The sequence below is a fragment of the Bacillus sp. J14TS2 genome (assembly GCF_018333015.1).
Classification (GTDB): domain Bacteria; phylum Bacillota; class Bacilli; order Bacillales; family Bacillaceae_C; genus Lederbergia.
The window spans coordinates 312,671-338,256 of the sequence record NZ_BORE01000002.1; the positions used below are offsets into that span (position 1 = coordinate 312,671).

At 37.2% G+C, this 25,586-nt stretch carries 29 protein-coding genes and 1 riboswitch; of the genes, 8 read left to right on the forward strand and 21 right to left on the reverse strand.

Annotated elements, in window-relative coordinates; translation table 11 throughout:
• Positions 1-179 precede the first annotated feature (179 nt).
• Together plsY and KI375_RS04045 are read left to right on the forward strand one after the other, a co-directional pair.
• Positions 180-773 (forward strand): glycerol-3-phosphate 1-O-acyltransferase PlsY, encoded by a 594-nt coding sequence (gene plsY, locus KI375_RS04040; RefSeq protein WP_212972265.1) that lies wholly within the window; start codon positions 180-182, stop codon positions 771-773.
• A gap of 21 nt (positions 774-794) precedes the next feature.
• Positions 795-1,937: a CapA family protein gene (locus KI375_RS04045; protein ID WP_244852258.1), complete on the forward strand. Its 1,143-nt coding sequence runs from the start codon at positions 795-797 to the stop codon at positions 1,935-1,937.
• 264 nt (positions 1,938-2,201) lie between these two features.
• Here the strand turns inward: KI375_RS04045 and KI375_RS04050 are convergent, their stop codons facing one another.
• From KI375_RS04050 to acnA, 7 genes are all read right to left on the reverse strand, one after another.
• A complete protein-coding gene (locus KI375_RS04050; protein WP_212972266.1) occupies positions 2,202-2,489 on the reverse strand; it encodes a HesB/YadR/YfhF family protein in 288 nt (95 codons plus the stop codon).
• A gap of 17 nt (positions 2,490-2,506) precedes the next feature.
• Positions 2,507-2,815 carry a hypothetical protein gene (locus tag KI375_RS04055; RefSeq protein WP_212972267.1) on the reverse strand — a complete coding sequence of 103 codons (309 nt, stop codon included), beginning with the start codon at positions 2,813-2,815 and terminating at the stop codon, positions 2,507-2,509.
• Positions 2,815-3,255 carry an acyl-CoA thioesterase gene (locus KI375_RS04060; protein WP_212972268.1) on the reverse strand — a complete coding sequence of 147 codons (441 nt, stop codon included), beginning with the start codon at positions 3,253-3,255 and terminating at the stop codon, positions 2,815-2,817. Before KI375_RS04060 ends, KI375_RS04055 begins: the two co-directional genes overlap by 1 nt.
• 354 nt (positions 3,256-3,609) lie before the next feature.
• Complete coding sequence (gene tlp, locus KI375_RS04065; protein WP_212972269.1) at positions 3,610-3,849, reverse strand: small acid-soluble spore protein Tlp; 240 nt, start codon at positions 3,847-3,849, stop codon at positions 3,610-3,612.
• Positions 3,850-3,878: 29 nt separating this feature from the next.
• Positions 3,879-4,022 (reverse strand): acid-soluble spore protein N, encoded by a 144-nt coding sequence (locus tag KI375_RS04070; protein WP_212972270.1) that lies wholly within the window; start codon positions 4,020-4,022, stop codon positions 3,879-3,881.
• A gap of 58 nt (positions 4,023-4,080) precedes the next feature.
• The gene (locus tag KI375_RS04075; RefSeq protein ID WP_207449753.1) at positions 4,081-4,209 is read right to left on the reverse strand and encodes an FbpB family small basic protein; all 129 of its coding nucleotides are present in this window, start codon (positions 4,207-4,209) and stop codon (positions 4,081-4,083) included.
• Positions 4,210-4,426: 217 nt separating this feature from the next.
• Entirely contained in the window at positions 4,427-7,144 is a 2,718-nt protein-coding gene (acnA, locus tag KI375_RS04080) for an aconitate hydratase AcnA (RefSeq protein ID WP_212972271.1), read from the reverse strand.
• Between the two features lie 378 nt (positions 7,145-7,522).
• Here acnA and KI375_RS04085 point away from each other — a divergent pair, with 378 nt between their 5' ends.
• Positions 7,523-7,786: a GlsB/YeaQ/YmgE family stress response membrane protein gene (locus tag KI375_RS04085; protein ID WP_212972272.1), complete on the forward strand. Its 264-nt coding sequence runs from the start codon at positions 7,523-7,525 to the stop codon at positions 7,784-7,786.
• A 221-nt stretch (positions 7,787-8,007) separates the two neighbouring features.
• Here KI375_RS04085 and KI375_RS04090 read toward each other — a convergent pair whose 3' ends face one another.
• From KI375_RS04090 to KI375_RS04100, 3 genes are all read right to left on the reverse strand, one after another.
• Entirely contained in the window at positions 8,008-8,652 is a 645-nt protein-coding gene (locus KI375_RS04090; RefSeq protein WP_374706800.1) for a lytic transglycosylase domain-containing protein, read from the reverse strand.
• A 239-nt stretch (positions 8,653-8,891) separates the two neighbouring features.
• On the reverse strand, positions 8,892-9,290 hold the full coding sequence (locus tag KI375_RS04095; protein ID WP_212972273.1) for a general stress protein: 399 nt from the start codon (positions 9,288-9,290) through the stop codon (positions 8,892-8,894).
• A 106-nt stretch (positions 9,291-9,396) separates the two neighbouring features.
• Positions 9,397-10,155 carry a LysM peptidoglycan-binding and 3D domain-containing protein gene (locus tag KI375_RS04100; RefSeq protein ID WP_212972274.1) on the reverse strand — a complete coding sequence of 253 codons (759 nt, stop codon included), beginning with the start codon at positions 10,153-10,155 and terminating at the stop codon, positions 9,397-9,399.
• Positions 10,156-10,393: 238 nt separating this feature from the next.
• Here KI375_RS04100 and KI375_RS04105 point away from each other — a divergent pair, with 238 nt between their 5' ends.
• Positions 10,394-10,609: a hypothetical protein gene (locus KI375_RS04105; protein WP_212972275.1), complete on the forward strand. Its 216-nt coding sequence runs from the start codon at positions 10,394-10,396 to the stop codon at positions 10,607-10,609.
• A gap of 336 nt (positions 10,610-10,945) precedes the next feature.
• On the opposite strand, the gene KI375_RS04110 is transcribed toward KI375_RS04105, so the two are convergent.
• The gene (locus KI375_RS04110) at positions 10,946-11,137 is read right to left on the reverse strand and encodes a hypothetical protein (protein ID WP_212972276.1); all 192 of its coding nucleotides are present in this window, start codon (positions 11,135-11,137) and stop codon (positions 10,946-10,948) included.
• A 328-nt stretch (positions 11,138-11,465) separates the two neighbouring features.
• On the opposite strand from KI375_RS04110, the gene KI375_RS04115 reads away from it, so the two are divergent.
• Positions 11,466-11,891 carry a DUF2621 domain-containing protein gene (locus KI375_RS04115; protein WP_212972277.1) on the forward strand — a complete coding sequence of 142 codons (426 nt, stop codon included), beginning with the start codon at positions 11,466-11,468 and terminating at the stop codon, positions 11,889-11,891.
• An 85-nt stretch (positions 11,892-11,976) separates the two neighbouring features.
• Here the strand turns inward: KI375_RS04115 and KI375_RS04120 are convergent, their stop codons facing one another.
• Positions 11,977-12,687: a cytochrome c biogenesis CcdA family protein gene (locus tag KI375_RS04120; RefSeq protein ID WP_207449769.1), complete on the reverse strand. Its 711-nt coding sequence runs from the start codon at positions 12,685-12,687 to the stop codon at positions 11,977-11,979.
• A 163-nt stretch (positions 12,688-12,850) separates the two neighbouring features.
• Entirely contained in the window at positions 12,851-13,636 is a 786-nt protein-coding gene (locus KI375_RS04125; RefSeq protein WP_212972278.1) for an HAD-IIB family hydrolase, read from the reverse strand.
• A gap of 90 nt (positions 13,637-13,726) precedes the next feature.
• On the opposite strand from KI375_RS04125, the gene KI375_RS04130 reads away from it, so the two are divergent.
• Together KI375_RS04130 and KI375_RS04135 are read left to right on the forward strand one after the other, a co-directional pair.
• Positions 13,727-14,425 (forward strand): Crp/Fnr family transcriptional regulator, encoded by a 699-nt coding sequence (locus KI375_RS04130; RefSeq protein WP_212972279.1) that lies wholly within the window; start codon positions 13,727-13,729, stop codon positions 14,423-14,425.
• 169 nt (positions 14,426-14,594) lie between these two features.
• A riboswitch (ZMP/ZTP riboswitch) is annotated at positions 14,595-14,678 on the forward strand.
• A gap of 51 nt (positions 14,679-14,729) precedes the next feature.
• Positions 14,730-15,566, forward strand: a complete 837-nt coding sequence (locus tag KI375_RS04135) for a bifunctional 5,10-methylenetetrahydrofolate dehydrogenase/5,10-methenyltetrahydrofolate cyclohydrolase (RefSeq protein ID WP_280528624.1) — start codon at positions 14,730-14,732, stop codon at positions 15,564-15,566.
• Positions 15,567-15,839: 273 nt separating this feature from the next.
• On the opposite strand, the gene KI375_RS04140 is transcribed toward KI375_RS04135, so the two are convergent.
• The 6 genes from KI375_RS04140 to yneA form a co-directional block, all read right to left on the reverse strand.
• Entirely contained in the window at positions 15,840-16,058 is a 219-nt protein-coding gene (locus KI375_RS04140; RefSeq protein WP_207449775.1) for a YneF family protein, read from the reverse strand.
• A gap of 74 nt (positions 16,059-16,132) precedes the next feature.
• Positions 16,133-16,570: a sporulation inhibitor of replication protein SirA gene (sirA, locus tag KI375_RS04145; protein ID WP_212972280.1), complete on the reverse strand. Its 438-nt coding sequence runs from the start codon at positions 16,568-16,570 to the stop codon at positions 16,133-16,135.
• Positions 16,571-16,782: 212 nt separating this feature from the next.
• Entirely contained in the window at positions 16,783-18,789 is a 2,007-nt protein-coding gene (gene tkt, locus KI375_RS04150) for a transketolase (RefSeq protein WP_212972281.1), read from the reverse strand.
• 84 nt (positions 18,790-18,873) lie between these two features.
• Positions 18,874-19,113 carry a DUF896 domain-containing protein gene (locus KI375_RS04155; protein WP_212972282.1) on the reverse strand — a complete coding sequence of 80 codons (240 nt, stop codon included), beginning with the start codon at positions 19,111-19,113 and terminating at the stop codon, positions 18,874-18,876.
• Between the two features lie 91 nt (positions 19,114-19,204).
• Positions 19,205-19,867 carry a YneB family resolvase-like protein gene (locus KI375_RS04160; RefSeq protein ID WP_212972283.1) on the reverse strand — a complete coding sequence of 221 codons (663 nt, stop codon included), beginning with the start codon at positions 19,865-19,867 and terminating at the stop codon, positions 19,205-19,207.
• Positions 19,868-19,879: 12 nt separating this feature from the next.
• On the reverse strand, positions 19,880-20,203 hold the full coding sequence (gene yneA, locus KI375_RS04165; RefSeq protein ID WP_212972284.1) for a cell division suppressor protein YneA: 324 nt from the start codon (positions 20,201-20,203) through the stop codon (positions 19,880-19,882).
• A gap of 160 nt (positions 20,204-20,363) precedes the next feature.
• Here yneA and lexA point away from each other — a divergent pair, with 160 nt between their 5' ends.
• The gene (gene lexA, locus KI375_RS04170) at positions 20,364-20,987 is read left to right on the forward strand and encodes a transcriptional repressor LexA (protein ID WP_212972285.1); all 624 of its coding nucleotides are present in this window, start codon (positions 20,364-20,366) and stop codon (positions 20,985-20,987) included.
• A 439-nt stretch (positions 20,988-21,426) separates the two neighbouring features.
• Here lexA and spoIIP read toward each other — a convergent pair whose 3' ends face one another.
• Both spoIIP and ppc read right to left on the reverse strand, forming a co-directional pair.
• Positions 21,427-22,542: a stage II sporulation protein P gene (spoIIP, locus tag KI375_RS04175; RefSeq protein WP_212972286.1), complete on the reverse strand. Its 1,116-nt coding sequence runs from the start codon at positions 22,540-22,542 to the stop codon at positions 21,427-21,429.
• 269 nt (positions 22,543-22,811) lie between these two features.
• A complete protein-coding gene (ppc, locus tag KI375_RS04180; RefSeq protein ID WP_212972287.1) occupies positions 22,812-25,562 on the reverse strand; it encodes a phosphoenolpyruvate carboxylase in 2,751 nt (916 codons plus the stop codon).
• Between the last annotated feature and the right edge of the window lie 24 nt (positions 25,563-25,586).

A 25,586-nucleotide genomic window follows, 5' to 3' on the forward strand; every position in this document is an offset into this window, starting at 1 on the left:
CAGGACGTGTGTCGGCACCTAGTCGAAAATCCTTCATCCTGAAGTGTCATTTCTACAGGTGTTTTGAACTTTCTCATAGGGAAAATAGTTTTTTCATTTATCGTTCTTCATGGTACAATGAGTGAGCAGTGATTGTCCCAATCGGACTCATTTGACGCATTTTAAAAGGGGTAATGCTTATGCAATATGTATTAATACTTTTATTGGCCTATTTAATTGGGTCCATTCCTTCTGGCTTGATTGTTGGTAAAGTATTTTACGGAATAGATATTCGAGAACATGGAAGTGGGAATCTAGGAGCGACAAACTCATTTCGTACTTTAGGGAAAAAGGCGGGGTCAGTCGTTATTCTAGCCGATATCTTAAAAGGAACAGTAACTATTTTTTTACCAATGATGTTTGGAAGTGAGCTTCATCCATTAATCCCGGGAATCTTTGCCGTTATTGGACATATGTTTCCTGTTTTTGCTCATTTCCGGGGTGGTAAGGCTGTGGCAACTTCTGGAGGAATCTTACTCGGTTATGATCCCCTACTTTTTATTTCCGTTGTAATTGTATTTTTAATTTGCTTAAAACTTTCTAAATACGTATCTTTATCATCGATTATTGTGGCAATTTTTGCGATTATCTATTCGTTAATCAATATGATCTTCACAAAGGACTATCTTTTGTCGCTTGTCGTGGCACTTCTAGCAGCCTTCGTTATTATACGACACCGAACGAATATCAGTAGAATTCGAAATAAAACAGAACCTAAAATAAAATGGTTATAAAGATGATAAGGAGGGAGAGATTTGACAAGAAACAGGCGGTTGATATGGACAGTCTCTCTTACTTTTTTGGTGATGATCTGCATAATTGCTCTGTTAATTTTTCAAAAAACAACTGCTCTTTCGAACCGTGAAATAGCGCAGAATGGCCAGAACTCACTTCAGCATACTCCTAAACAATTTGAGACAGAAGCTGTGATTGCCGGAATTGGAGATATTTTACTCCATGACACTGTTTATCATGATGCTTTAACTAAAGATGATGATTATAATTTTGACCCTATGTTGTCTCCAGTATATTCGCTACTGCAAAAACCGGATTTCTTAATTGCCAATCAAGAGTCTGTTCCAGGAGGGACGAAATTAGGGCTTTCGGGTTATCCTAGTTTCAATAGCCCTTATGAAATCATTGATGGCATTATCAATGCTGGTGTTGATATGGTCACAACGGCCAATAATCATATGTTAGATAAGGGTGAAAAAGGGGTTTTAAGTGCTATTGATTATTATGAAGAAAAAAATTTACCCTATACTGGGACATTCAAAAGTCCAGAAGACAAAAGCACAATAAGAGTCGTGAATGTGAATGGTATTAAATTAGCTGTCTTGGCTTATGCTTACGGAACAAATGGAATCCCCGTTCCAGCAGGAAAGGATTATTTGGTCAGTATATTAGAACCGAAGAAAGTACTAGATGATATTGAAGAAGCCAAGGGTAAATCAGATATTGTCTTACTTGCGCTACATTGGGGAGATGAATATGCCAGAACACCTAATCAAACGCAAAAGGAACTCGCTCATCAGTTCATTGAGGCTGGAGCTGACATTATTTTTGGCCATCATCCTCATGTCTTACAGCCGATTGAATGGATAGATAAACCTGACGGAGGAAAAGGGGTTGTTGTTTACTCTTTAGGAAATTTTCTTAATGGGCAAACAACGGAGAATGAATACATAGATATTGGGGGAATGATTGAAGTCTCAATCAAGAAGAAAACGGTCGGTGAATCCAGTGACACAACGATTGAGAATGTTGATTTTCATCCCACCTTCAACTCGAGTACACAATTTAAAAATTATCGAGTATATCCGATTGATGAAGCAAAAGAAAAAGGCTTTACAGATTATAGTGGAAAAGATTTAAAGCAATTCATGTTTCCTAAATAATGCAGGAATCCCGTAAACATAGAAAGAGGCTGAGACAAAAGTGTTTTCACTAAAGAAAAAAACGAACTAGTATGGTGCATATACCCGCTTCGGAAATATACTTCGCTTTCCGCGGGCGAGTGGCAAGCCTCTTCAGGCTTCGCCTTTCGGGGTCTCGCCGAACTCTTACTTCCCGCAGGAGTCTACGTATATTTCCTCCGCTAAGGTAATACATTGTTCGTCTTTGGAGCTTAACGTCTTAGTTATGTCCCAGCTTCTTTTCTATTATTTATAATCATAAATTGGTTCATCCTGTTTTTCATCATAATCAACAATTAAATCATACTGATCAAAGTACCAGACATCACGTGTTTCTACGAAATAGGTTATCCCGTTTTTTTTCATTTCAATGCCTGGATCCATAGGTTCTTCCTTATTCACACCTAATGAGAAGCCTTGTTGAATAGGGCTTGATCCACCATAACGAACATAAAAACGGACAAAATCACCACTATGTAAAGACATTTCCGATTCAAACCACTCTGCCGCTCTATCGGTTAATTTTATTTCCATTTCGAAGACCTCCCCGTTTAATTTAATTGGATTTTTGCTTTTATTTGATCAAGCAATCCTTCTTTTTCCAATACTTCTATCTGTTTTTCCCCAAGTAAGTCATAATGGGAATAGCCATCTTTACGATGATGAATCCATTCTTCTTTTAATTGGAAGCCTTCCCCCCACTTAGCAAGTTTCACTAAATCATGACAACCTACTTTCGTAACAGACTTACAATCAGGAAAACGAGCATCTAACCAATAATGGGTAAGAAAAGCTATTTTCCCTTGATCAATTTCCTGTTTCCAATGATGTAAATCCAATTTTGTAATGCCAAATGCCATTATCTATTCCCTTCCCGTTCAGGATCTTTTTTTGCATTTAAATAAGCCTTGTGCCAATCCGGATAAAGTTTGCGTAAGGAAACAGGTTTGAAAGTCTCTTTTTTTACACATACATGCTTTGAAAAGCCAGTTACAGCTAAATCTTTATCGTGTATATAAATCTTATATCCATAAGTTGTCCTAAGACCATTATATTCTTCTATCCATGTTTCGATTTTAACGGGATCACCATATTTTACAGGCTGATGATAGGACACTTGGATATCAACAACGGGAGCTAAAATTCCATCCTCTTCCATTTTGGTATAATGGAAGCCTAGATCCTCAATGAGCTTTGTTCTTCCAATTTCCATCCAAATAAGATAGTTTGCATGGTAAACAATTCCCATCTGGTCTGTTTCAGCATATCGAACTTCTATGCTCGTTTCTGATAAATACATCTATTCTCACCCTCTTTATGCTTATGTTCATTCTATCACATTAATTTATTTTCTAAAAAGAATATGGATTAGAACAAAGCGCAAGCGCCTTGATGAAAGACGAAAGGCTAAGTTCGCGCCGTCCTGGCGCAACACCTTTCTGACCAACATCCTGTTGGCCTCCGACAAGTAAATGTTCCTGAATCTATGAAGGGTGTATTTTCCCTTCATAGATTCAGGGTTATTTGACCTCGAGGGGCTAGGCGCTGGAGCTGGACTGCGACTTCACTCAGACTCAAGGCAACCTCAAGAAAATTTCTTTTATGTTCCTTATTTTTAAATCAAAAACCGGCTTAAAGGGCCGGTTTTTGATGATTATTCATATTGATTTTCTTGTGCAGCTGCTTCATCTGCTATTTCTTCACGCATACCGTTCAGACTTTGTTGTCTCTTTTCATTTTTCTTAGAAATATTTTCTCTTTGTTCACCATCAGAAAATTTCATTGTTGCTTCTGCTTCTTCCATATTTTCAATGGTATCATCAATCATATCTTTTAATTTTTCTACATTATCACTGCGATCGTCGGGTTTTGGTTGATATTTATCATGTGTCATCATAAAACACTCCTTTTGATAATGTAGTTTTATTCCCCTTTTGTTTGTATTACATCAGGCCCTTTATTAGTTTTATTAGCCATCTTTTTTCCTTTATTTGCATCAACTGCTACACTTTTTTCTCCAAGATGATCTGGAGTAAAGTTTTGCTGACTATGTTTTGGTTTACTCATGTTTTCTCCCCCTTTCCATCATATCTTTCACAGAAAGGGGGAGATTTATGAGAATTAATTATGCTCTTTTTGTATGCTTTTCTTCCAATTTGCTTTCTATTTTTTCAATTGCCTTTGCATCATTTATTAACGCTTGTTTATTTTCTTGTACAAGATCAGAAAAAGACTTTCTATGCACTTTTCTCACTATGTATCACTCCTTCACAATTTCCTATTATTACTATTCACCAAAAGGCGACTGACTAAACCAAATTTTCAAACTTTTTTCAGGAAAGGTTTTGAATTTCTCTTTAAAGAAAACACTTTACCCTAAAAAATTAGGGCAAAGTGTTTCCGTGTACAGGATCTACTGATTCTCGTGTTGCCCATAGAACATGGGAAATTTTGGTGATAGATCTAAAGCTTTATGCAAGCTTTCCACGAAGAACGAGTTGTAGAATTCCTCCATTACGATAGTAGTCAATTTCTACTTCGGAATCAAAGCGAACCAGTGCTTCAAATTCTGTCTTCTTTCCGTCTTCAGCTATAGCTGTAACCTTAATAATATCACGTGGTTTTACTTTTTCATCAACATGTACATTGATGACTTCTTTTCCAGTTAAACCAAGAGTCTCAGCATTTTCACCTTTTTTGAACTGTAATGGTAACACACCCATCATCGCTAAATTCGAACGGTGAATTCTTTCAAAGCTTTCAGCAATAACTGTTTTAATCCCAAGGAGATTCGTTCCCTTTGCTGCCCAGTCACGAGAAGATCCCATACCATAGTCTTTCCCAGCAAGAACAACTAGACCAGTATCTTCCTCTTTATAACGCATGCATGCATCATAAATCGGCATAACTTCTTCTGTTGGCCAATAAGTCGTGAAACCACCCTCTGTTTCCGGAGCAATTTGATTACGGATGCGGATATTAGCAAACGTTCCGCGCATCATGACTTCATGGTTCCCACGACGAGATCCATAAGAGTTAAAATCACGTGGTTTTACACCCTTTTCGATCAAATATTTTCCAGCTGGTGTATCTTTACCAATCGCACCGGCGGGAGAAATATGGTCAGTTGTCACGGAATCCCCGAACTTACCAACTACTCTTAAATCAGTAAGTGGTTTGACTGTTTCTAAGTCATTAGCTAAATCTTCAAAGAAAGGTGGGTTTTGAATATAGGTTGAATCATCATTCCATTTATACAATGGATCATTACTTGTTTTAATTTCATTCCAACGCTTGTTATCATCAAACACATGCTCATATTCTTTACGGAATAGTTCAGGTGTCACAGCGCTACTTACAGTTTCAGCAATTTCCTCTTTTGAAGGCCAAATATCCTTCATGAACACGTCGTTCCCATCTTGGTCTTTTCCAAGCGGTTCATTATTCAAGTCAATATCAACTGTACCTGCAAGAGCATATGCAACAACAAGTGGAGGGGATGCCAGGTAATTTCCTCTCACAAGTGGATGGATACGTCCCTCAAAATTTCGGTTACCTGAAAGTACAGATGTAACAAGTAAATCATTATCCATAATCGCCTTTTCAATTTCATCTTTCAAAGGTCCAGAGTTTCCGATACATGTTGTACACCCATAACCAACTAGATCAAAACCTAATTTAGATAAAAACGGCATAAGTCCAGCATCACGCAAGTAACCAGTTACCACTTTTGAACCTGGAGCAAGTGATGTTTTGACATACTTCGGTACTTCCAATCCTTTTTCAACGGCTTTTTTCGCAAGTAAACCTGCACCAAGCATAACGTATGGATTTGATGTATTTGTACAACTTGTAATCGCTGCGATGGCTACTGCACCTGTCTTCATCGTAGCTTCATCACCATTATTAAATTTAACCGCTGCTTCTTTATCGATTTCTTTTGCCGTCAAACCAAAGCCTTGATTTCCAGCAGGGGCTTGAAGAGACACTTCAAAAGAAGTTTTCATTTTTGATAGTGGGATCAAATCCTGTGGACGTTTTGGACCAGAAAGATTTGCTTCTATTTCCGATAAATCCAATTCAACGATATCTTTGTATACTGGATCCTCTTTATCCACTGTAAAGAACATATCATTTTCTTTTAAGTATGTTTCCACAAGTTGAATTTGTTCTTCTGGACGACCAGTAAGACGTAAATAGTTTAATGTTTCAGCATCTACAGGGAAAAATCCACATGTTGCCCCATACTCTGGAGCCATATTCGCAATCGTTGCACGATCTGCTAGTGGTAGACTTGCAACACCAGGACCATAGAACTCAACAAATTTACCAACTACACCATGTGAGCGTAGGACCTGTGTAACCTTTAACGCCAAATCAGTTGCTGTTGCAGCATTTGGTAATTCACCTGTTAACTTAACTCCAACTACTTCTGGAATTGGAAAATAAGATGGCTGGCCGAGCATTCCCGCTTCCGCTTCAATTCCACCTACACCCCATCCAAGCACACCTACACCATTGATCATGGTTGTATGGGAATCAGTTCCCACTAACGTATCCGGATAAGCATCAAAATCTCCATCTGGCGTTTCGACAGCATGTACCACATTAGCTAAATACTCTAAGTTAACCTGGTGAACAATACCTGTAGCAGGTGGTACAGCACGATAATTATCAAATGCTTTTTGGGCCCAGCTTAAAAACTCATAACGTTCAGCATTTCTTTGAAATTCAAAATCCATATTTGTTTGTAATGCCTCTGGTGTCCCATAAGAATCGACCTGTACAGAGTGGTCAATAACTAGATCTACAGGAATTTCCGGATTAATCTTTTCAGCATCTCCGCCTATATCAGACATTGCTTTTCTAAGTGAAGCAAGGTCCACTACAGCTGGAACTCCTGTAAAATCCTGTAAAATAACTCGAGATGGTTTAAATGGGACTTCTCCTGTCACTTCGCTATCCTCTGCCCATTTAGCCAAATCTTCTACATGCGATTGTTTAATCACCCGTCCATCCATTTGACGAAGTACAGATTCCAATAAGACCTTAATAGAGTAAGGTAGACGCCCTACTTTGGCCACACCTGCATCATCTAAAACTGATAGTCGATAATAGTTATACCGTTTCCCATTCAATTCAAAAGAAGAACGCGCTTTAAAAACATCATTTTTCGATTGTTTTCCCATAAGAATACCCCCATTTCCAATTCATCCAACCTATTTAAAAAATAGGCTTAAAACCGCTAATTTTTCCTCAATATTATTTTATAATAATTATTGTTATAAGTAAATATTAAGAAAGTTATGGTTTTCGATAAAAAAAACTTATGACTTCATAAAAGAATGCAAGTCCCAATCCATTGTTCATCATATCAAAAAAATCGAGTGAATGGAATAAAAATGATTTTGCAGGGAATACTATAAATTTCTCATCAAATGAATCATCATCAAATGTATATCAGCATATTTTTCAAATTCTTCCAATATGTTTATCCTCAACCTTTTCGGTCATAATAAAAACAAGTTCGTTAGTTTAAATCAATTATCTTAAAGGAGATGAATATAATGAGCTTTCTTTTATATCTAATCATTGGTGGAATTATCGGTTGGATTGCAAGTTTAATTCTCGGAAAAAATATTCCTGGTGGAATCATTGGAAATATCATCGCTGGGATTATTGGAGCTTGGATCGGTGGAGCCTTATTTGGAGACTGGGGACCACAGGTAGCCGGAATGGCAATCGTACCAGCCTTAATTGGTTCATTAATTTTGGTCTTTATTATGAGCTTAATTCTTGGGGCTATTTCGAAGGGAAGAGACAATGCCTAAATAAGAAAAGCGCAAGCGCCTTGATGTAAGAAGAAAGGCTAAATTCGCGCCGTCCTGTCGCTTCGTCTGTACTAGTACATCCTGTACGTCGCAACGCCGATGGATTCACATCCAGCGAGCCTCGAGGGGCTAGGCGCAGGGGCTAGATCAAAACACTAGCCAAAACTTTATAATTTCCTATCTTTTAAAAAAAACCGGGAGCATAAACACTCCCGGTTTTTTTAAGTTTCAATGTCATCCTCGTCCTCTTCAACATATTTTTCTTTATATAAATTCATGTAATGAAGGACATCCTCTACATATTGATCACTATGATTATAAGTATAGATCGCTTTTTCTACCTCTCCCTCGGCAGCACCTGAATGGGATAAAAAATTGGCTGCGCTGAAAATAGCATCTTCTATATCCCAGGGATCTGCTTTACCATCACCATTTGCATCTATCCCATAACCGTTATACTTTTTTATAATTTCTGGGTCTACCTTGTCCTCTTCTGGAATATCTCCCTCTCCTAGCCCATCACAACTCGGATGAGTCCAGCCGACAAATGTACACGGCATAAACTGCATCGGTCCTTCTGCCCCTGCAGGCGATAGCATAGGGTCCATAGTGGAAAAAATCGTTTCTACTCTATGGTGAGCGGCTAACAAATACCATGGTACTCCGAATTCTTGCTCTGCCGCTTTATAAATTGGGATAAACTCTTCAGGTATAAGGGGGCGGTCTACTTCTTGATTTCCATTAAACAAATGACCAATATAAAAAATGAGCGCGATAAAAATAGTCATGGGGACGAGAACAATCGCGAATACGATTCTTCTTCTAACAGCCTGCTTTGTCTTTTTTACGTTTTTCTTTTTATTCACTTTATTCAACCATGGATTCTCCTTATTAACTCGTGTAAGTTTGGATGAAAGTAAAATGATCCTGATCTTTTAGCGAAAACAGTTTGTCTTATAAAAGTACGCTTTTTTCACGTAGAAATATCACGAGAAACAACTTCCTTTACTCTAAACAAAGTGATTGGAAAAAGCAATTTTTTCACTACAAAAAAATAGACCCCCTTCATATTATGAAGGAAAGTCTATTTTTTGTTTTGGTTCCCTTATTCTTTTAATAAAAGAAGGATTTTCCCATTGTCAAGTTCTTCTGTATATTCATCTGATAGGTTATTTTCCCAATCATACATAGTTCCTTCTTGAAGCCCTGAAACGATTGGTCCAATCGCTAAAACGCCTGCACCAGATGTTGCACCTGTAGTGGTTCCAGTTGGAACGCCAGCCGCTGGTCCAGCCCCTGCTAAAAATCCACTTAAAAAATCAAATGGTCCACCTGAATTCTCATCATCTACATCCATTTTTTCTGTTAAATATTCAGTTTTTTTGTCATCTTTGGCGAGTACGGAAAAATTATCCCTCTTTATCCCTTTTTCTTCGTATTTCCTTATTTCCTCAATTACTTCATCCTCACTATCAAAAACACCCACCACTTTAGAAGTATCCATACTAACAGCCTCCTTTTTTTCTAGAATACCCATAGAAGCTATAAATGAAACAAAAAAGACTGTCTAAGGTGAAATAGGAACTTCACTTTAGACAGCCTTTATTTGTTTAATCGAGAACTTTTATTTTAACAGAACGGACACCAAACTTAGTGGCATCTGATTTAGCTGGCATAAATAGGTCAATCTTCTTTCCTTTAATGGCACCGCCAGTATCGCCTGCGACAGCCGTTCCATATCCTTCAACATGTACCTTTGATCCTAATGGAATGACTGTTGGATCTACAGCGATGACTTTTTGGTCTGGATTTTTCTTCAGATCAATTCCAGTTGCAGTAACTCCTGAACAACCATTACAAGAAGCTGTATAGGCTGTAGCTGTAACTGTCATTTCTTTTCCAGCGGGCTCGTTATCAGCCTGCACCGGTTCAGATTTCTCAGATTGAGTAGAAACATCCTTTTCCTCTTTTTGTTGAGGATTATTATTTTCTTCTACCTTCTTATTATTCCCTTGTATGTGAAGTTCTTGTCCCGGATGAATTGTATCTCCATCAAGTTTATTCCACTCTTTTAATTGCTTAATCGTTACATTATAGGTGCTAGCAATGTCCCAAAGAGAATCTCCAGCTTTTACTGTATATATTTCTTCTGCTTCTTGAGCATCTAATGCTAATGTTTGATTAGGTAGAATAATATCGGATGATAAATTATTTAGCTCTTTTAAATGATCGACTGTTGTCCCTTCATTATCTGAGATACTCCATAAGCTGTCACCCTCTTGGACCTTGTATGTAGCCGCAGAAACACTATTGACTCCAATGGTGGTTACGGTAATGGCGGCTGCCATAGCGATTAAAGACTTTTTCATATTTATATCCTCCTTTTTGTTAGCCCAAATCGAACCAACATGTCTTATCCTAACAGAGGAGTATAACAAGACAATAACAAACCAATGTTCATTTCTTTACAATCGTATTTCAGTTCTTGAAAGTAGTTTATTTATTAAAAATAGTGGTAGCACATTTCCCTTATTTGTTGCCCAAACCATCCTCATGCCGACACAAACCAATCCATTTGAACGTAAAATAGGATAAGGAGGGATCATCATGACTTTTCTCAATAGTAAAATCCCCATATACTTTGCTAGTATATTTGCTGGTTTTGCTGTAATTGGTCTATTGTTTGTCCCGAATGTATCAGACATGCTTGGACCAGTAGCGGGGATTCTAATGACCATGTCCGTAATCTTGATCTTACTTTTCGCTGCCGCCATTATACTAAAAGGACTATTTACCTTGTTTAGTTCTTTTATAAAACAATAAAAGTTGAAAAAGACAATTAAAAATCCGCTTTGCATTTATTTTCTGAATGCAAAGCGGATTTTCTTTTATCCCGCCTCAACGGGCAGTCATACTCCCACCTCTATACTTTAGAGAATACGGAGAAACTTAGGCGAGAGGATGAACTGCCCGTAAAGGCCCGATTGGTTCAGGCCAACAGGAGGTCGGTCACAAAGGCATAGTGACGTATAGGATGTACTAATGCAGACGATGCGACAGGACGTCGCGTTTAAGTCTGCCAACAAGATGTTGCGACCTTAGCCTTTGATCCTCTGAAATCAGTGGGATGGAAGGAATCCCGCTGATTGAAGTTTCACTTTATTTTTGCGGTTGCCTTCTTATATTTCGATAGAGCAAAACATTGACAGCTACCGCTGCTATGCAAATGATCAAAATTAGAACTCCAAAAAAATAATACGAGAGTTTGAAAGCAAAAAATGAAAAGACAAATAAGCTTAAAGTGATAAACCAAGCAAAAATCAAGGTTGCTACATAATATGTCTTCTCCAATCAAGTCACCACCTTAAAGTACGGGTTCAAAAAGGCGGGTAAAACGGAGCGAGTCGGCTAAGATCACAAACTTTCGACGTGCAGGATGCAGTGCCTTCGACGTTACCCACAGGACATGTTGATACTTAGTCAACGATCCCTTATCTCGCTGTGTCATTTTTTACCGGGCTTTTTGGAACATCCTCTTAAATCTTATTTTACGTTTCTCATGTTTTAAAGATCAAGTAGAATTAAGAATTTATTTCGACAAACGTCCTAAGTGCTTGTTTTTATAATTTTATATTCGCTATAATAACTAGAGTACTGTATGTTATATAGGGGTGAAAACATGCTTCACGGTTGGTTTTTATGGCTTATACTTTTCTGGGTTGTGTTCCTAATCACTTTTATGGGGATAGGCGGGTTTTTTATGTTTAGAAAGTTCCTCAAACGCCTGCCTAAGGAAGATGGAAAATCAGACATGGATTGGGAAGAATATTTCGTTAAAAAGACTAAAAAACTTTGGACACCAGATAAAAAGGCTTTACTCGATGAATTAGTCAGTCCTGTACCTGAATTATTCCGCGATATTGCTAGACAAAAAATTGCCGGGAAAATCGGAGAACTGGCTTTACAAGAAAAGGTAAAGAAGATCGATTTAGATGTATTGATAAGAGGGTATATCGTCGCTACTCCTAAACGTGATCATAAATTTTTAAGGAAAAAGCTAGAGGAATTAAATATCGATGTTTCTCCTTATGAACATCTTTTTTAGAAAAGCTGTTCTTCTGAGGACGAAAAAATAGGTTTGAATCTATCTGATTCAAACCTATTTTCATATCTCACTTTTCTTTATCCACTTAAAAACCCATAAAATCGCCAAATAGCAACTGAAAAATACCGATAATAAATGTCAAACCATCAAAGAAAAGCAAGATCCCAACTAAAATCATGATAATCCCGCCAATTTTCATGATTTTCACATTATGTTTGCGAATCCAGTTCATTCGACCAATAAAAAAGGAGAGAATGAAGAAGGGAATGGCAAAACCTAATGTATAGGCGATCATATAGATCACACCTGCTCCCGGATTCGAAGCAATCAATCCCAATACAACCATCAAAATGGGGCCTGTACAAGGTGTCCAGCCAGCCGCAAATGCCATTCCAATTAAGGTAGAGCCGAGGTAACCTGCTGGGCGATTCTTAAATTCAAAACGTCTTTCTTTCATTATAAAATCAAAAGAAATCACCCCTGTAATCACCAAACCAAAGAACACAATAAATATTGAGCCAATCCTTCTAATTAGGTCCTGGTACTGTATGAAAAAATGACCTATAAACGTAGTACTGAATCCAAGGACAATGAAAATAATGGAAAAACCTAATAAGAAAAAAAGCGTATGTAACATGCTTCTACGTTTAAACATCGCATTCTCACTTTTTATTTCACTAACAGACATACCAGTAATATACGATAAAAAGGCGGGATATAAAGGAAGACAGCATGGTGAAATAAAGCTCAAAAACCCCGCCCCAAAAGCCAAGAATAAATTAATATCGCCAGACATAACATGCAACTCCTACATTGATTTGATTCCATTCTAACAAATATTTAATCCTATAGGCACCTAGATGCTGTCATCACGGCAACAAAAAAGTGATTCGTTACAAACTGATGAACATTTCACAATTAAGAGGGTTTGGAATGCGGTTTGATTATAAAGGTTACTTTTATATTATACGTGTCATTTCAGATTTAATGTTACTATCTCCCCATTCACCCAATCTTTGTACTAGATTTTTTTCAATCTCTTCATCTAAAACCAATTGTTCAGATGAAAAAGTTGCTAACTGTTCGCTATGACCGATCATAATGGAGTGCATCGCATGTTGAAACATCGTAATATCATTGGCGTCATTTCCAAATGCTATATATTCTCCCTCTTTAACACCTAATTGTTGCAATCCGCTCCATTTATCTATGCCCTTTGGACTAATGTCTAAAATCCCCTCATTTCCGTGGGCATGAACGACAACGTCTATATTTTTTAACTGCTCTTCAGCAGCTTTCATGTTATTGGCAGTAAGCATTAGTATTTTCACAATTGATTGTAATTGCTCTAATTTTACTTTTTTAGCCCGTCTTTGCGGATCAAGATTATTTAAAATTGGATGATCTGCGGGCCCAGTATAGGCATAATCCCAATCACTATCGATTAAATAGGTTACATTATATTTTTTTAATAACTGCGTAACTCTTCCAATTGTTTGATCTTCAAAACAAATCGTTGAAATTATTTCCCCTCTATTTGCCACGATTGCCCCATTTCCACCAATCATTGGATAATGATGGAACCGCTCATGTAAGACGGGAAGCAAATCTCGTATTGGTCTAGCTGAAGCAAATATGATCTCATGTCCCATCCCGACTAATTTTTCTAAGGAACTTAATAAGCTTTCCGAAACTGGCTGCCCTTTAAAACAAATAGTTCCATCTAAATCAAACACAAATTTCATTATGTAACACTCCTGCAACTTTTTAATTATACCTATCATATCAGCTTCGTTTATAATAAAAAGGACATATGTCCCAAAAGGAGTTTTTTTATGAAGTTTATTCATAATAAACAAAAGCTGGAAACGAAGTTACAAGAATTTCAGATTGAGCAAATATTTAATGTAGAAAAGTCACTTCCGTTTACGCTTCAGCAATATGAACCAGATGAAATTATTTTACTAGAAGGAAGTGAACTGGAATCATTATTGTTTTTAGTAGAAGGGAACGTAAAAATCACTTCAAGCATCGAAACTGGAAAATCACTTTTACTACGATTTGCACAACCCTTCTCTATTATTGGTGATATTGAACTAATTCAAGATGTTTCCATTCAATCACAAGTTAAAGCAGTGAATACATGCTTATTCATCGGATTACCCGTTTATTATATTAAACAATTTGAGATGAAAAATCCAAATTTTTTACGAACATTATTAGAACATGTAAGCTATAAGCTGCAAACTTGCACAACAGCTTCCCGTGTCAATTTATTAGCCACTGTGGAAAGTAGATTTGCCAGTTACCTCTTATCAACCTTATCAGTTGAATCTAAGCATAGATTTGGTAAAGAAATACAAACTTCAAATATTAAAGAAATTGCAGACTTACTCGGGACAACCTATAGACATCTAAATCGTGTTATTCAGTCACTAATACAAAAGAACTTGATTGAAAAAGACAAGGATTTTATTCGAATAGTAGATTGGTCCAATTTAGAAAAATTGTCTAGCGGAATTCGATATAAATAAAAAACTTTGTCGAATAGTAACGAGTGAAGTTTCTTTAAAATATGAAAAACACTTTTCACTGCAAAATGCAGTGGAAGAGATATAGTATTGGAATACGCTTTATGGTAATAAAACACGTCCGCTTATTGACATTTAATTCCTATATGCTATCTTTTTCTTATATAAGGAAACTTGACACAGTAACTGACGACATTTGTGGAAAAGACCACAAGGAAGCTGTGTTTTATATGGTCGGGTCGTCTGGGCAGAGATAAGGATATCATCCTTATCTCTTTTTTATTACATTTTAGGAGGAGTTATTATTATGGAGAAAATCATTATGGATGGGAATGTCGTAGCTAAAGAAATAAAAGAAAACTTGAAAGAACGAATTGAATCATTAATAAACAATGGTATCACACCTTGTCTTGCAACAATTTTGGTTGGGAATAATCTTCCTTCAGAGACATATGTAAAAATGAAAGGCAATGCGTGTAAAAAAATAGGTATGAAGTCCATTCGTGTTGATTTGCCCGAAGAAACAGAAACAATGGAGTTAGTAAAAGCGATTCAAGAATTAAATAATGATCATTCCGTTCATGGCATTCTTTTACAGCATCCAGTCCCAGCACATATTGATGAGCGGCTTGCTTTTGAAGCAATTGATATTCGAAAAGACGTAGATGGTGTTACAAGTAGAGGATATGGTCAGACAGCATTAGGATTTGGGGAATATCCTTCCTGTACTCCAGCTGCAATTATGAAAATGTTAGAATATTATCAGATCCAAATTGATGGTAAACATGCTGTAGTAGTTGGAAGAAGCCCAATCCTAGGGAAACCTGTTTCAGCATTACTTCTTAATGAAAATGCAACCGTTACTACCTGCCATTCAAGAACTTCCAATTTACCTGAAATGGTAAAACAAGCAGATATCGTTGTTGCAGCGGTAGGGAAACCCAAGTTTATTCAAGGAAGTTGGTTAAAGAAAGGGGCAATCGTTTTAGATGCAGGTTATAACAAAGGGAATATCGGGGATATTGATTATAATACTTGTTATGAAATTGCCAGCGCCATAACCCCTGTTCCAGGTGGTATTGGCCCTGTAACAATTGCTACATTGATGAAGCATACAGTTGAATCCGCGGAAAAAGCATTATAAATAAGTGGGAGCGAGATATCGTTCTGAATGTCGCAAATGGAATATGCGATCTCGTATAGACAGATCCCGTACACTGACAAGGAAGCTCATTAGCCGCCAGCATCTTCCATTTGTGTGTATCCCTTGGCATTGATTGGCTTTCGAATAAGTCTTTTAAATGCACAAAAACCACTTTTTCTAACAGAAAAAGTGGTTTGAAAAAAATTAATCAAACAGCTATGTTAAGCGAATGAACAAGTTCCTAAATTGTTAGGAACTTTGTTATACCAATGGTTACTTATCCATCTGTTTATTCATTGCATTCATCATTTGATTGATTTTCTTTTGGGATGGTTTCATTCCCATTTGCATCATCATCATTTTGAGCATTTGTTCATTGATTGGTGGATTTTTCTTTAAATAATCCATCATATATTTTCGGGCTATGAAAAAGCCTAGGGCTAGTCCTGCTAGGAGACATAAAAAACCCGTTAGTCCAAATTGCCACCACATAGTGATCCTCCTTCAAGTTGTCTATCATTCAGTTTACTAAATCCTTGATTATTATACAATAATGGCCGACGATTTCATACATATTTTCTTTCTTTAATTGGCTTTACCCAGCCATAATGGTTATGTTTCATATCCATGGCTAAAAATCTACCATCAAATTTGCGTAATGCTTCAAAAAAACTAGACTCACTATCATATCCACCCCACGCTTTTAATTGTAAAAAGCGTTCTCCAATCGATAATTCTGCCCCGTCATTTTTATAGTTAGATTCCTTACAGTATGTTTTTCCGTTAATAAAAAACTCTTTTTTTTCAACCTCATATGATAAATGTTTATGCAGATCTAAATAAGGCAATGGTCTCGTTATGTAATTAATTTGTTTTCTAATAGTTTCTAATAATTCGCCACGCGATTGTTTTTCCGCTCTGAACAATTCGACAATTTTACTTTCTCGTCCATAGAAATACTCGGCAAATTCATCTTCTATTAAGTAAATCAAATAAATTCTCATGATCCCTTCACTCCTCAGCCCTATTTTACTCTATTATAGATGAGGTTTGATAAATTTTTTGTCTAATCTTGTTATATTCAGAAAAAACATTTAAGTTTCAGCATTCCCTACAAGGCTTCCTAAGTCTAATAATACGAGTATACTTTCCTTATAAAAAAAAGAGAGGGGTCCCCTCTCTTTCACCCATTTAGATCGTTACATACATTTTACTATTAGCGATTCAGTAATTTTTCAACCTGAGCTACAACATTTTCAACAGTAAATCCGTATTCTGCCATTACTTTTCCTCCTGGTGCTGAAGCACCGAATCGATCGATTCCAAGTACTGCTCCATCATCACCAGTGTATCTTTCCCAGCCAAAAGAAGAACCCACTTCAATGGCAAGGCGCTTTTTAACAGAGCTAGGCAATACAGATTCCTTATACTCTTTTGATTGCTTTTCAAAACGATCCCATGAAGGCATACTTACAACTGTTGCTTGAATTCCCTTTTCAGCTAATGCTTGCTGAGATTCCACAGCCAAGTTTACTTCTGAACCTGTTGCTAGCAGGAGAAGATCTACATTTTCCTCTTTTGCAGGAGAAACAACATAGGCACCTTTTTCTACCCCTTTAGCCGCTCCATCAATAGTTCCCGGCATCGTATCTAAGTTTTGGCGTGTTAGTACAAGAGCTGTAGGTTGATGCTTCGAGTTTAATGCTAGACGCCAAGCCGCTGCTGTTTCATTTCCATCAGCTGGTCTGATAACTGAAAGGCCAGGCATAGCACGCAATGAAGCTAGCTGTTCAATTGGTTCGTGAGTTGGTCCATCTTCTCCAACTGCAATACTATCATGAGTAAATACATAGGTAACAGGTAGTTCCATTAAAGAAGCTAGACGAATAGCAGGACGTAAATAATCAGAGAACACGAAGAAGGTTCCGCCAAAGACATTTAACCCACCATGGAGCACCATGCCATTCATCGCTGCACCCATGCCAAATTCCCTTACCCCAAACCAAATATTTTTTCCAGAATAGTCGTCTGCACTATAATCAGGGGAACCAGAGATCATCGTTTTATTAGAACCAGCCAAGTCAGCCGCTCCGCCAATCAGGCTAGGCGTATTTTTAGCAATCGCATTTAGAACTTCACTGCTTGATGCTCTTGTTGCTAAGCTTTTCCCCTCCTCATAGACAGGAATATCTTGATCCCAATTTTCAGGAAGCTTTCCAGCAATGGCTTGTTCAAATTGGCTTGCAAGTTCTGGATATGCTTGCTTATATTTAGCTAGGCGGTTTTCCCACTCAGATTCTTTTTCTTGTCCATTTTTGACAATGGTTTTTTCGAATAATTCATAGACTTCTGCTGGGACATGGAAATCCTCTTCATATGTCCATTTATAGTATTCTTTTGTTAGCTTCATTTCATCCTCGCCTAATGGAGCACCATGAACAGCTGATTTCCCAGATTTATTCGGAGAGCCATAGCCAATAACCGTTTTGACTTCAATTAAGGTTGGTTTAGAGGTTTCCGCCTTTGCTTCTTCCAAAGCCTTGGCGATTTCTTCGACGTTATTTCCATCCTCTACTCTAATATAATGCCAACCATAGGCTTTAAAACGATCTCCTACATTTTCAGAGAAGGACTTATCAAGTTCTCCATCAAGAGTGATATCATTGGAGTCATATAATAAAATCATTTTTCCTAATTTTAAGTGACCAGCTAGGGAAACTGCCTCAGATGAAACACCTTCCATTAAATCGCCATCACCACATAATGCGTAAGTATAATGATCCACCACATTATAATCATCTTGATTATAGGTAGCAGCAAGATGCTTCTCAGCCATTGCCATCCCAACGGCCATTGCAATTCCTTGGCCAAGTGGCCCTGTTGTTGCTTCTACACCTGGAGTATGACCATATTCAGGATGCCCTGGTGTTCTACTTCCCCATTGGCGGAAATTCTTAATGTCATCCATTTCAACACCATAACCTGATAGATGCAGTAAACTATATAGTAACATGGAGCCATGTCCTGCTGAAAGCACAAAACGATCACGGTTAAACCAAGCTGGATTTTTCGGATTATGATCCATAAATCTTGTCCATAGTGTATAGGCCATAGGAGCTGCACCCATTGGTAAGCCAGGATGTCCTGAATTTGCTTTTTCAATTGCATCGATGGATAATGTTCTAATGGTGTTTATTGCAATTTGATCTTCTGTCGTAAACATATCTCAACTTCCTTTCGCTCAATCTGTTTTATATTTTACCATATTTTGATAAACTTGCACCAAATTCCTTTTTGAGCACGCATTTTAATGGAGTTTTTTGTTTTTTCCTTCTTGAATTTTTTTGACCTTTTCAGGTGTTACATCTTGACCCTCTGTATCGAAAACACGTACATTTTCAATTGTTTGCCTCATAGATGAACGAAATTGCTGTAAATATTCAGAGCGAAGCTTTGTTTGTTCTTTCGCTTCTTCATTTGATAGCCCCGATGCTTTAGCTTTTTTGGCTAATTGATTAATTCTTTTAATTTTTTCCTTCGATAACATAAAGAAGCTCCTTTTTAAACTTTGCATAATTTATATTATCCTACTAAAAAAAAGCACAGATCACAAATGATCTGCCTTCATACAACTAAAGCTATTCTGTTTTTGTTTCTATGTCTGATTGCAACATATACTCCTGGTACCTTCTATGGACCGTAGCTTTAGAAATTTCGTATCCGAATCCCCTTAAGGTCGCAGCAATTTCTGCAAAAGTCAATTTATTCTTCCGCAATCTTACAATCTCTTCGATCGGGACGATTTTTCTTTCTCTTCCATCTATATTTCCACGGTTCTTCAGGTTTCTCTCAGGCCGATAACCTTTTTTAACCGCACGTTTCATGCCTCTTTTTATTTTTAAATTATGTAATGTTCGCTGGTATTCCTCTACAACACTCAATATATTAAGGACCATAGAGTCAGCCTCAGATAGTTGAAGCTCACCATTTTGTGCTACATTATAAACCTTCACATTTTCCTTCATTAAGCAATGAAGCAAGGCGATTTTGGCATTTCCCCTGCCTATTCTCGTTTCATCTTGGATTAAAATAGCCTCAATATCGTCATTTTTTATTCTTTCAAATACATCTAATATACCAGGTCTTTCCATATCATAGCCACTTGCTTGATCGCAAATAACCGATTGAACATCTAACCCCCAATTTTTTGCTGCCATCTCCAGCTCTTCTTGCTGACGATGGAGAGAGGTGACCTGTGCATCCTTTTCTGTACTTACTCTGCAATAGATAAGAGCATTCATTTATACACTTCCTTACTCTTCCTTTAATGCCATTTTCAGTTGCGAAGGCGAAGAATGAATATATTCACCTGGTATAACAAGTTGTTCCCCGCTTTTGATCACTTTTCCATAAAGTTGATTCTCCTTCTCAATAATTTTTACAAATTGAGCGGTCGAGATCCCGTATTCTTCCGCGTATTGTTTTGAGATCGACCAAAGAGAATCTCCTTCTTGAACGGTTACAGTTAAATGAGTTTGCTCACTACTTGTCTTACTACTTATTATATAAATTCCCATAAGAAATGTAATGAATATAAATACAATGATAAATGAATATCTTCTCCATAAAGTTATCATATTTATGACCCCACTTTTTTTAGAATGTTTGTTCCTATATGGATTCATTATATGAGAACAACCGTTTGTTGTCAATACTTTTTTCGAACTTACGTTTGTTGTATATATATTTTCGTGCTATAATTAAGATAGATATATTTACAGAGGGAGAGTGAGACATATGACAAAGTTATCCAAAAGACAACAAGACATTATTGATTTCATAAAAAATGAAGTGAAAAGCAAAGGATATCCTCCATCCGTACGGGAAATTGGACAGGCTGTTGGATTAGCATCGAGTTCAACGGTTCATGGGCATCTCGCTCGGCTTGAAAAGAAAGGTTTAATTAGACGTGATCCTACAAAACCTAGGGCGATTGAGATTTTACAGGTAGAAGAAGATAATATTCCTCGCCAAAGAACAATCAATGTTCCTATTGTCGGTAAGGTTACTGCTGGACTGCCTATTTCAGCCATTGAGAATATTGAAGAATATTTTCCTCTACCTGAACAATTGGTTCCCGATGACGAACAAATTTTCATGCTTGAAATTGTGGGTGAAAGCATGATCGAGACTGGTATCTTAGATGGCGATTATGTGATTGTTCGACAACAGCAAACAGCCAATAATAATGATATTGTTGTAGCCATGACAGAAGATAATGAAGCAACAGTGAAACGCTTTTTTAAGGAAAAAGATTATTTCCGTCTCCAGCCGGAAAACTCAAGTATGGAACCGATTATTTTAAAAGATGTTTCAATCTTAGGGAAAGTCATCGGCCTTTATCGGAATATTATTCATTAATCTTCCAAGCCTTAACTGATATGAGTTAAGGCTTGTTTAGTTACTTTGGAAACTATTAAATTGTGTTTTATCGTCTAGCTCCAGCGCCTAGCCCCTCGAGGTCAAATAACCCTGAACCTATGAAGGGAAAAAGCCCCTTCCTAGGTTCAGGAACATTTGCTTGTCGGAGGCCAACAGGATGTTGGTCAGAAAGGCGTTGCGCCAGGACGGCGCGAATTTAGCCTTTCTTCTTACATCAAGGCGCTTGCGCTTTAGGTCTGGTTTAGGAAATTATAAAATTGTAGCTTGTGGATAACTGCTTACATTGCGGTTGGTGTCTAGCTCTAGGCGCCAACGGCTCGAGGTCAAATAACCTGAGCCAATGAAAGGCAAAGAACGCCTTTCTTTGTCTCAGAACATTTGCTTGTCGCCGATAGGCGGGCGCCTTGCGCTTTTCTTGTTATTTTGTTGTTTCAACTGCGTCATCCCAATAATACTCACTTATTACATCTGCTAGTGCATCAACTGTACGATTTAGCTCCTCTTCTGTGTTATCGATTCCCCCAATCTCCATTACAATCGACTTCTCTGCTAGGTCCTGATTATAAACCCCGTTACTTCCCATCGATTTTTGTTTCTTGAATGCTCCCCTTGAAACTGTTGGATACTTTTTCTCCAGCAATTGATGAAGATCATTGGCAAAAGCAAAGTTTTTCTCAAAATGATCATGCCCTGTGCCAATGACAAACATCACTTTGGCATAAGATTTGCCATTTATCTCAGTAGTTGTCGTATCTTTCCTAGCAGCATCACGGTGGATATCAAAGACAATGTCGATGCCCTTATTTTGATTTAATGTTTCCGCAGCGACTTCTCTCGATGCTACGTAAGATTGACCATAGTCCATATTTCGTTCATTTAACAAGGCCTGTATATCCTTTTGTTCTACTAAAGTATTAATCCCCTTATCCTTCAATTTCTCACTTAGTCGTTTCCCAAACAAAGTGATATTTTTTTCTTTATGGAATGTTTCATTTGCTTCTTTTGCATTTGGGAGCATAGGGAAAAATGATTCATACGTATGTGTATGGTAAATATATACTTTGTAATCCTCTGTCAAATCTTTTTCCGTTTTTTCTTTTTCTTCTTTATTCTCTTGTTCTTTTTGTTCTGGATTAGCATCCTCCTCATTTTCCCAGTAGTCGAAATCTTTCGGGGGAGGAGATTCAATCGGTAGATTTGTAAAATCTGTTCCTTTTCCAGCGATTAGAATTTGTGGAGTGACAGCTCGTAAACCAGGGATTTCCGTAATCAGAAATGTTTTCATATCTGTTAAATTTATATTTGTCATAAACTCTAATGCCACTTCCCCTAAGGAGCTTTCCTTCTGAGTGTCTAGGACAGATGTGAGTGAATGATTTTCAAGACTCATAAGGTATAAGAATGACTCTGTTCTTGAAAAATCCTCTCCTAAAAATGACAGAAAGTTTACTTTAATACTTGAAAAGGCGATAGCCGAAGTAAGACAAAATATTGCAATGATGATTAGGGTAGATTTTGCTACAAATCGGAACATTCACTTCAGTCCTTTATAAAATTTGTCTTTATTCATCTTTATGAAAAGAATTAGTAGTCTATGAGGAAAATTTACAAGAATAGATAGAATGAGGGAAAGAACGTGATAGCAGAAACGGTTGTAGAGTTTGAAAAAGTTGCATCGAGCGTAGAAGACATTCATTACAATCTTTCCTTTTGCTCTCATTTACGTCTGTATAAACGGAGGAGGAGAACCCAAAAAGGCGGGCTGCAAATTGCAGCCCGCCTCACGAACGTATGCACGATGAATCAACCAGTGTTGACTAAACCAGCAGCCACCCCATTAATGGTAAGCAACACTTCCGTCACTAAATCCTCTGATGGTTCATCGGTTTCTCTTAATTTTTGAATTAAATAGACTTGCAAGAAATTTAAAGGATCTACATATGGATTTCTTCTATGCACAGATTCTTTAATATTTGGAACATGGTCGAGAAGTTCTTCATTTTCAGAAATGAGCAATAAAGCTTTTTTCGTCCGCTGATATTCGTCAAAAATATTACTATAAATTCTCTCCGCTATATCAGGTGACTGAACCAATGTTAGATATTGCTTTGCTGTTGCCATATCTGCTTTCATAAGAGCCATTTGTAAATTATTAATCGTCGAACGGAAAAATGGCCATTTACGATACATTGTTTGTAATATTTCTAGATGTTGTGGTTTTTGGTTAATAAAGGTTTCGAGTCCGGTCCCTGCTGCATACCAAGCTGGCAGCATATGACGAGATTGAGTCCAAGCAAAAACCCAAGGAATCGCTCTGAGGTCCTCAAATTGCTGACTATTTTTTCTACTCATCGGTCGTGAACCTATATTGAGTGCACCAATTTCTTTCAGTGGTGTTGCTTGATTAAAGTAAGTAAGGAAATCTGGATCACCAAACACTAACGACTGATACTTCTTTAATGAATGTTTGGACATTTCTTCCATCGCCAATTCCCACTCCTTCTCACGGGTAGAATCGACTTGTGATTCACTTGAAGCTCGCACGCTTGCTTCAAGTAATGCTGATGCAGCTTGTTCTAAATTTCTATAGGCAATGTCAGAGATTAAATACCTTGAAGAGAGAACCTCTCCTTGTTCTGTAATCTTAACACCATCTCCTAATGTCTCCACTGGTTGTGAAAGAATACTGGTATTCAATGATCCACCACCGCGTCCTAATGAACCACCACGTCCATGGAAAAACTTAAGACGAATATCAAAATCCTTTGCCATATTATGGATCTCTTGCTGAGCTTTAAAGAGCTTCCAATTGGCCGTTAACGTTCCGCCATCCTTGCTTCCATCTGAGTAGCCTAGCATTATTTCCTGATGATTTTGATGTGCCTTTAACTGATTGTAATAGACATCCATTTCGAATAAAGTCTTCATAATTTTTGGACCCGCAATTAAATCATCGATGGTTTCCAATAATGGAGCAACATTGATGTCAGATTCCACTGTACCATCAGCATATAGACGATAAATCCCAGCCTCTTTTGCGAGTAATAATACTTCCAGTAAATCACTTGCAGATTGGGTCATAGAGATTAGATACACTTGAATAGAACGTTTACCAAACTCTTTATGAGCATTTCTAATTAAATGAAAAATCTTTAAAATGTCTCTTGTTTGTTTTGAATAATCCTCTTCGAATAATAGTAATGGACGAGGGTTATTTAGTGCCTCTTCCAGGATCTCTATTTTTTCCGCTTCGTTGAGTTCTGAATAATTCTTTGTGATATTAACAGCTTTAAGAATCTCGTTTACTGCAAATTCATGTTCTCCGCTATGATTACGAATATCTAAAGTGACTAAGTGAAATCCAAATAATTTTACTTGCCTAATCAGTGTACGTAATGATTTAAGGGTTTTACCCTGCGGTTGATGACTTTCTGCACTATCCAAAATTAACTGTAAATCTTCTATCAGTTCCTCTGAATCTTTATAACCTAAATCAGATTTTCCAACCTCATGAAGTCTTTTTAAAATGATGGCAAATTTCCGACGATACACTTCTGATGTAACCGGCCATTTTTCCTCTCCATTTAAATAAACAGGCTCTTCTTTATCAATCGATTGTAATAGATTCTCATTTACTTTGATTCGAGCAGTGGACTGACTGAATCTCTTCATAAGCGCATTAATGGCTTCGTCATATTTTTTAAGTACTAGGTTTCTTTGCATTTGCAATGTTTCCCAAGTGGTTTCTGGTGTAACATTTGGGTTGCCATCCCTGTCCCCGCCGATCCAAGAGCCGAAATGAAGAAAGTTAGGAACTTTCCAATCAAAATCGTCTATTTGATTCTTTAACTGTAATTCTAATTCTTCGTGTACAGCTGGAATGACATCAAATAATGTTTGATCAAAATAGTAAAGTCCGTTACGAACTTCATCCAAAACCCTTGGCTTTCGATGACGCAATTCGTCTGTTTGCCATAGAGTCGCCACTTCATTATAGAGATTTCCCAATAAGTTTTCTTTCTCTAATTCTTCAATAGCTGGACGGTTTAAATTCTGCAAAATCATAGAGATTCTCTTTTGTATCTCTAGTACAGTGCGCTTTGTTGCCTCCGTTGGATGAGCCGTAATGATCAGCTCAATGGATAGATCATGAATAACATTTTGCAAGGCTTCATTTGGCATCTTATAATCTTTTACTTTTGATACAGCTCTTTCAATTGAAAAAGGTTGAGCTTTCTGTTCCTCTACTTTATATTGCTTTCTTCTACGCATTCGGTGGTTTTGTTCAGCGATATTAATTAAGTGAAAATAAATCGAAAAGGCTCTTATCACATTTTGTCGCATAGGTGGTTGCAGTTGCTGAATTTTCTCTTTTAGTTGCTGATAAATATTGACATCATATTCTTGTCTTAGCTTTTTCGTCATTTCCCTAATAGCTTCTACTTCATCAAATAATTCAACACCACCATGGTGAACAAGAATTTCTCCTAAAATATTCCCTAGTTTTTTTACATCGCTTCTTAATAAAGCGTTTCGATCGATTGTCTCGTTCATAAAATCCTCCTTCTTCTAGCTTAT

What these genes read in the sequence shown, in the direction of transcription:
- plsY (WP_212972265.1), top strand. Translation starts at nt 180, where the DNA reads ATGCAATATGTATTAATACTTTTATTGGCCTATTTAATTGGGTCCATT.
- KI375_RS04050 (WP_212972266.1), bottom strand. Translation starts at nt 2,489, where the DNA reads ATGGAAATAAAATTAACCGATAGAGCGGCAGAGTGGTTTGAATCGGAA.
- KI375_RS04055 (WP_212972267.1), bottom strand. Translation starts at nt 2,815, where the DNA reads ATGGCATTTGGCATTACAAAATTGGATTTACATCATTGGAAACAGGAA.
- KI375_RS04060 (WP_212972268.1), bottom strand. Translation starts at nt 3,255, where the DNA reads ATGTATTTATCAGAAACGAGCATAGAAGTTCGATATGCTGAAACAGAC.
- tlp (WP_212972269.1), bottom strand. Translation starts at nt 3,849, where the DNA reads ATGACACATGATAAATATCAACCAAAACCCGACGATCGCAGTGATAAT.
- KI375_RS04070 (WP_212972270.1), bottom strand. Translation starts at nt 4,022, where the DNA reads ATGAGTAAACCAAAACATAGTCAGCAAAACTTTACTCCAGATCATCTT.
- acnA (WP_212972271.1), bottom strand. Translation starts at nt 7,144, where the DNA reads ATGGGAAAACAATCGAAAAATGATGTTTTTAAAGCGCGTTCTTCTTTT.
- KI375_RS04085 (WP_212972272.1), top strand. Translation starts at nt 7,523, where the DNA reads ATGAGCTTTCTTTTATATCTAATCATTGGTGGAATTATCGGTTGGATT.
- KI375_RS04095 (WP_212972273.1), bottom strand. Translation starts at nt 9,290, where the DNA reads ATGGATACTTCTAAAGTGGTGGGTGTTTTTGATAGTGAGGATGAAGTA.
- KI375_RS04100 (WP_212972274.1), bottom strand. Translation starts at nt 10,155, where the DNA reads ATGAAAAAGTCTTTAATCGCTATGGCAGCCGCCATTACCGTAACCACC.
- KI375_RS04105 (WP_212972275.1), top strand. Translation starts at nt 10,394, where the DNA reads ATGACTTTTCTCAATAGTAAAATCCCCATATACTTTGCTAGTATATTT.
- KI375_RS04115 (WP_212972277.1), top strand. Translation starts at nt 11,466, where the DNA reads ATGCTTCACGGTTGGTTTTTATGGCTTATACTTTTCTGGGTTGTGTTC.
- KI375_RS04120 (WP_207449769.1), bottom strand. Translation starts at nt 12,687, where the DNA reads ATGTCTGGCGATATTAATTTATTCTTGGCTTTTGGGGCGGGGTTTTTG.
- KI375_RS04125 (WP_212972278.1), bottom strand. Translation starts at nt 13,636, where the DNA reads ATGAAATTTGTGTTTGATTTAGATGGAACTATTTGTTTTAAAGGGCAG.
- KI375_RS04130 (WP_212972279.1), top strand. Translation starts at nt 13,727, where the DNA reads ATGAAGTTTATTCATAATAAACAAAAGCTGGAAACGAAGTTACAAGAA.
- KI375_RS04135 (WP_280528624.1), top strand. Translation starts at nt 14,730, where the DNA reads ATGGAGAAAATCATTATGGATGGGAATGTCGTAGCTAAAGAAATAAAA.
- KI375_RS04140 (WP_207449775.1), bottom strand. Translation starts at nt 16,058, where the DNA reads ATGTGGTGGCAATTTGGACTAACGGGTTTTTTATGTCTCCTAGCAGGA.
- sirA (WP_212972280.1), bottom strand. Translation starts at nt 16,570, where the DNA reads ATGAGAATTTATTTGATTTACTTAATAGAAGATGAATTTGCCGAGTAT.
- tkt (WP_212972281.1), bottom strand. Translation starts at nt 18,789, where the DNA reads ATGTTTACGACAGAAGATCAAATTGCAATAAACACCATTAGAACATTA.
- KI375_RS04155 (WP_212972282.1), bottom strand. Translation starts at nt 19,113, where the DNA reads ATGTTATCGAAGGAAAAAATTAAAAGAATTAATCAATTAGCCAAAAAA.
- KI375_RS04160 (WP_212972283.1), bottom strand. Translation starts at nt 19,867, where the DNA reads ATGAATGCTCTTATCTATTGCAGAGTAAGTACAGAAAAGGATGCACAG.
- yneA (WP_212972284.1), bottom strand. Translation starts at nt 20,203, where the DNA reads ATGATAACTTTATGGAGAAGATATTCATTTATCATTGTATTTATATTC.
- lexA (WP_212972285.1), top strand. Translation starts at nt 20,364, where the DNA reads ATGACAAAGTTATCCAAAAGACAACAAGACATTATTGATTTCATAAAA.
- spoIIP (WP_212972286.1), bottom strand. Translation starts at nt 22,542, where the DNA reads ATGTTCCGATTTGTAGCAAAATCTACCCTAATCATCATTGCAATATTT.
- ppc (WP_212972287.1), bottom strand. Translation starts at nt 25,562, where the DNA reads ATGAACGAGACAATCGATCGAAACGCTTTATTAAGAAGCGATGTAAAA.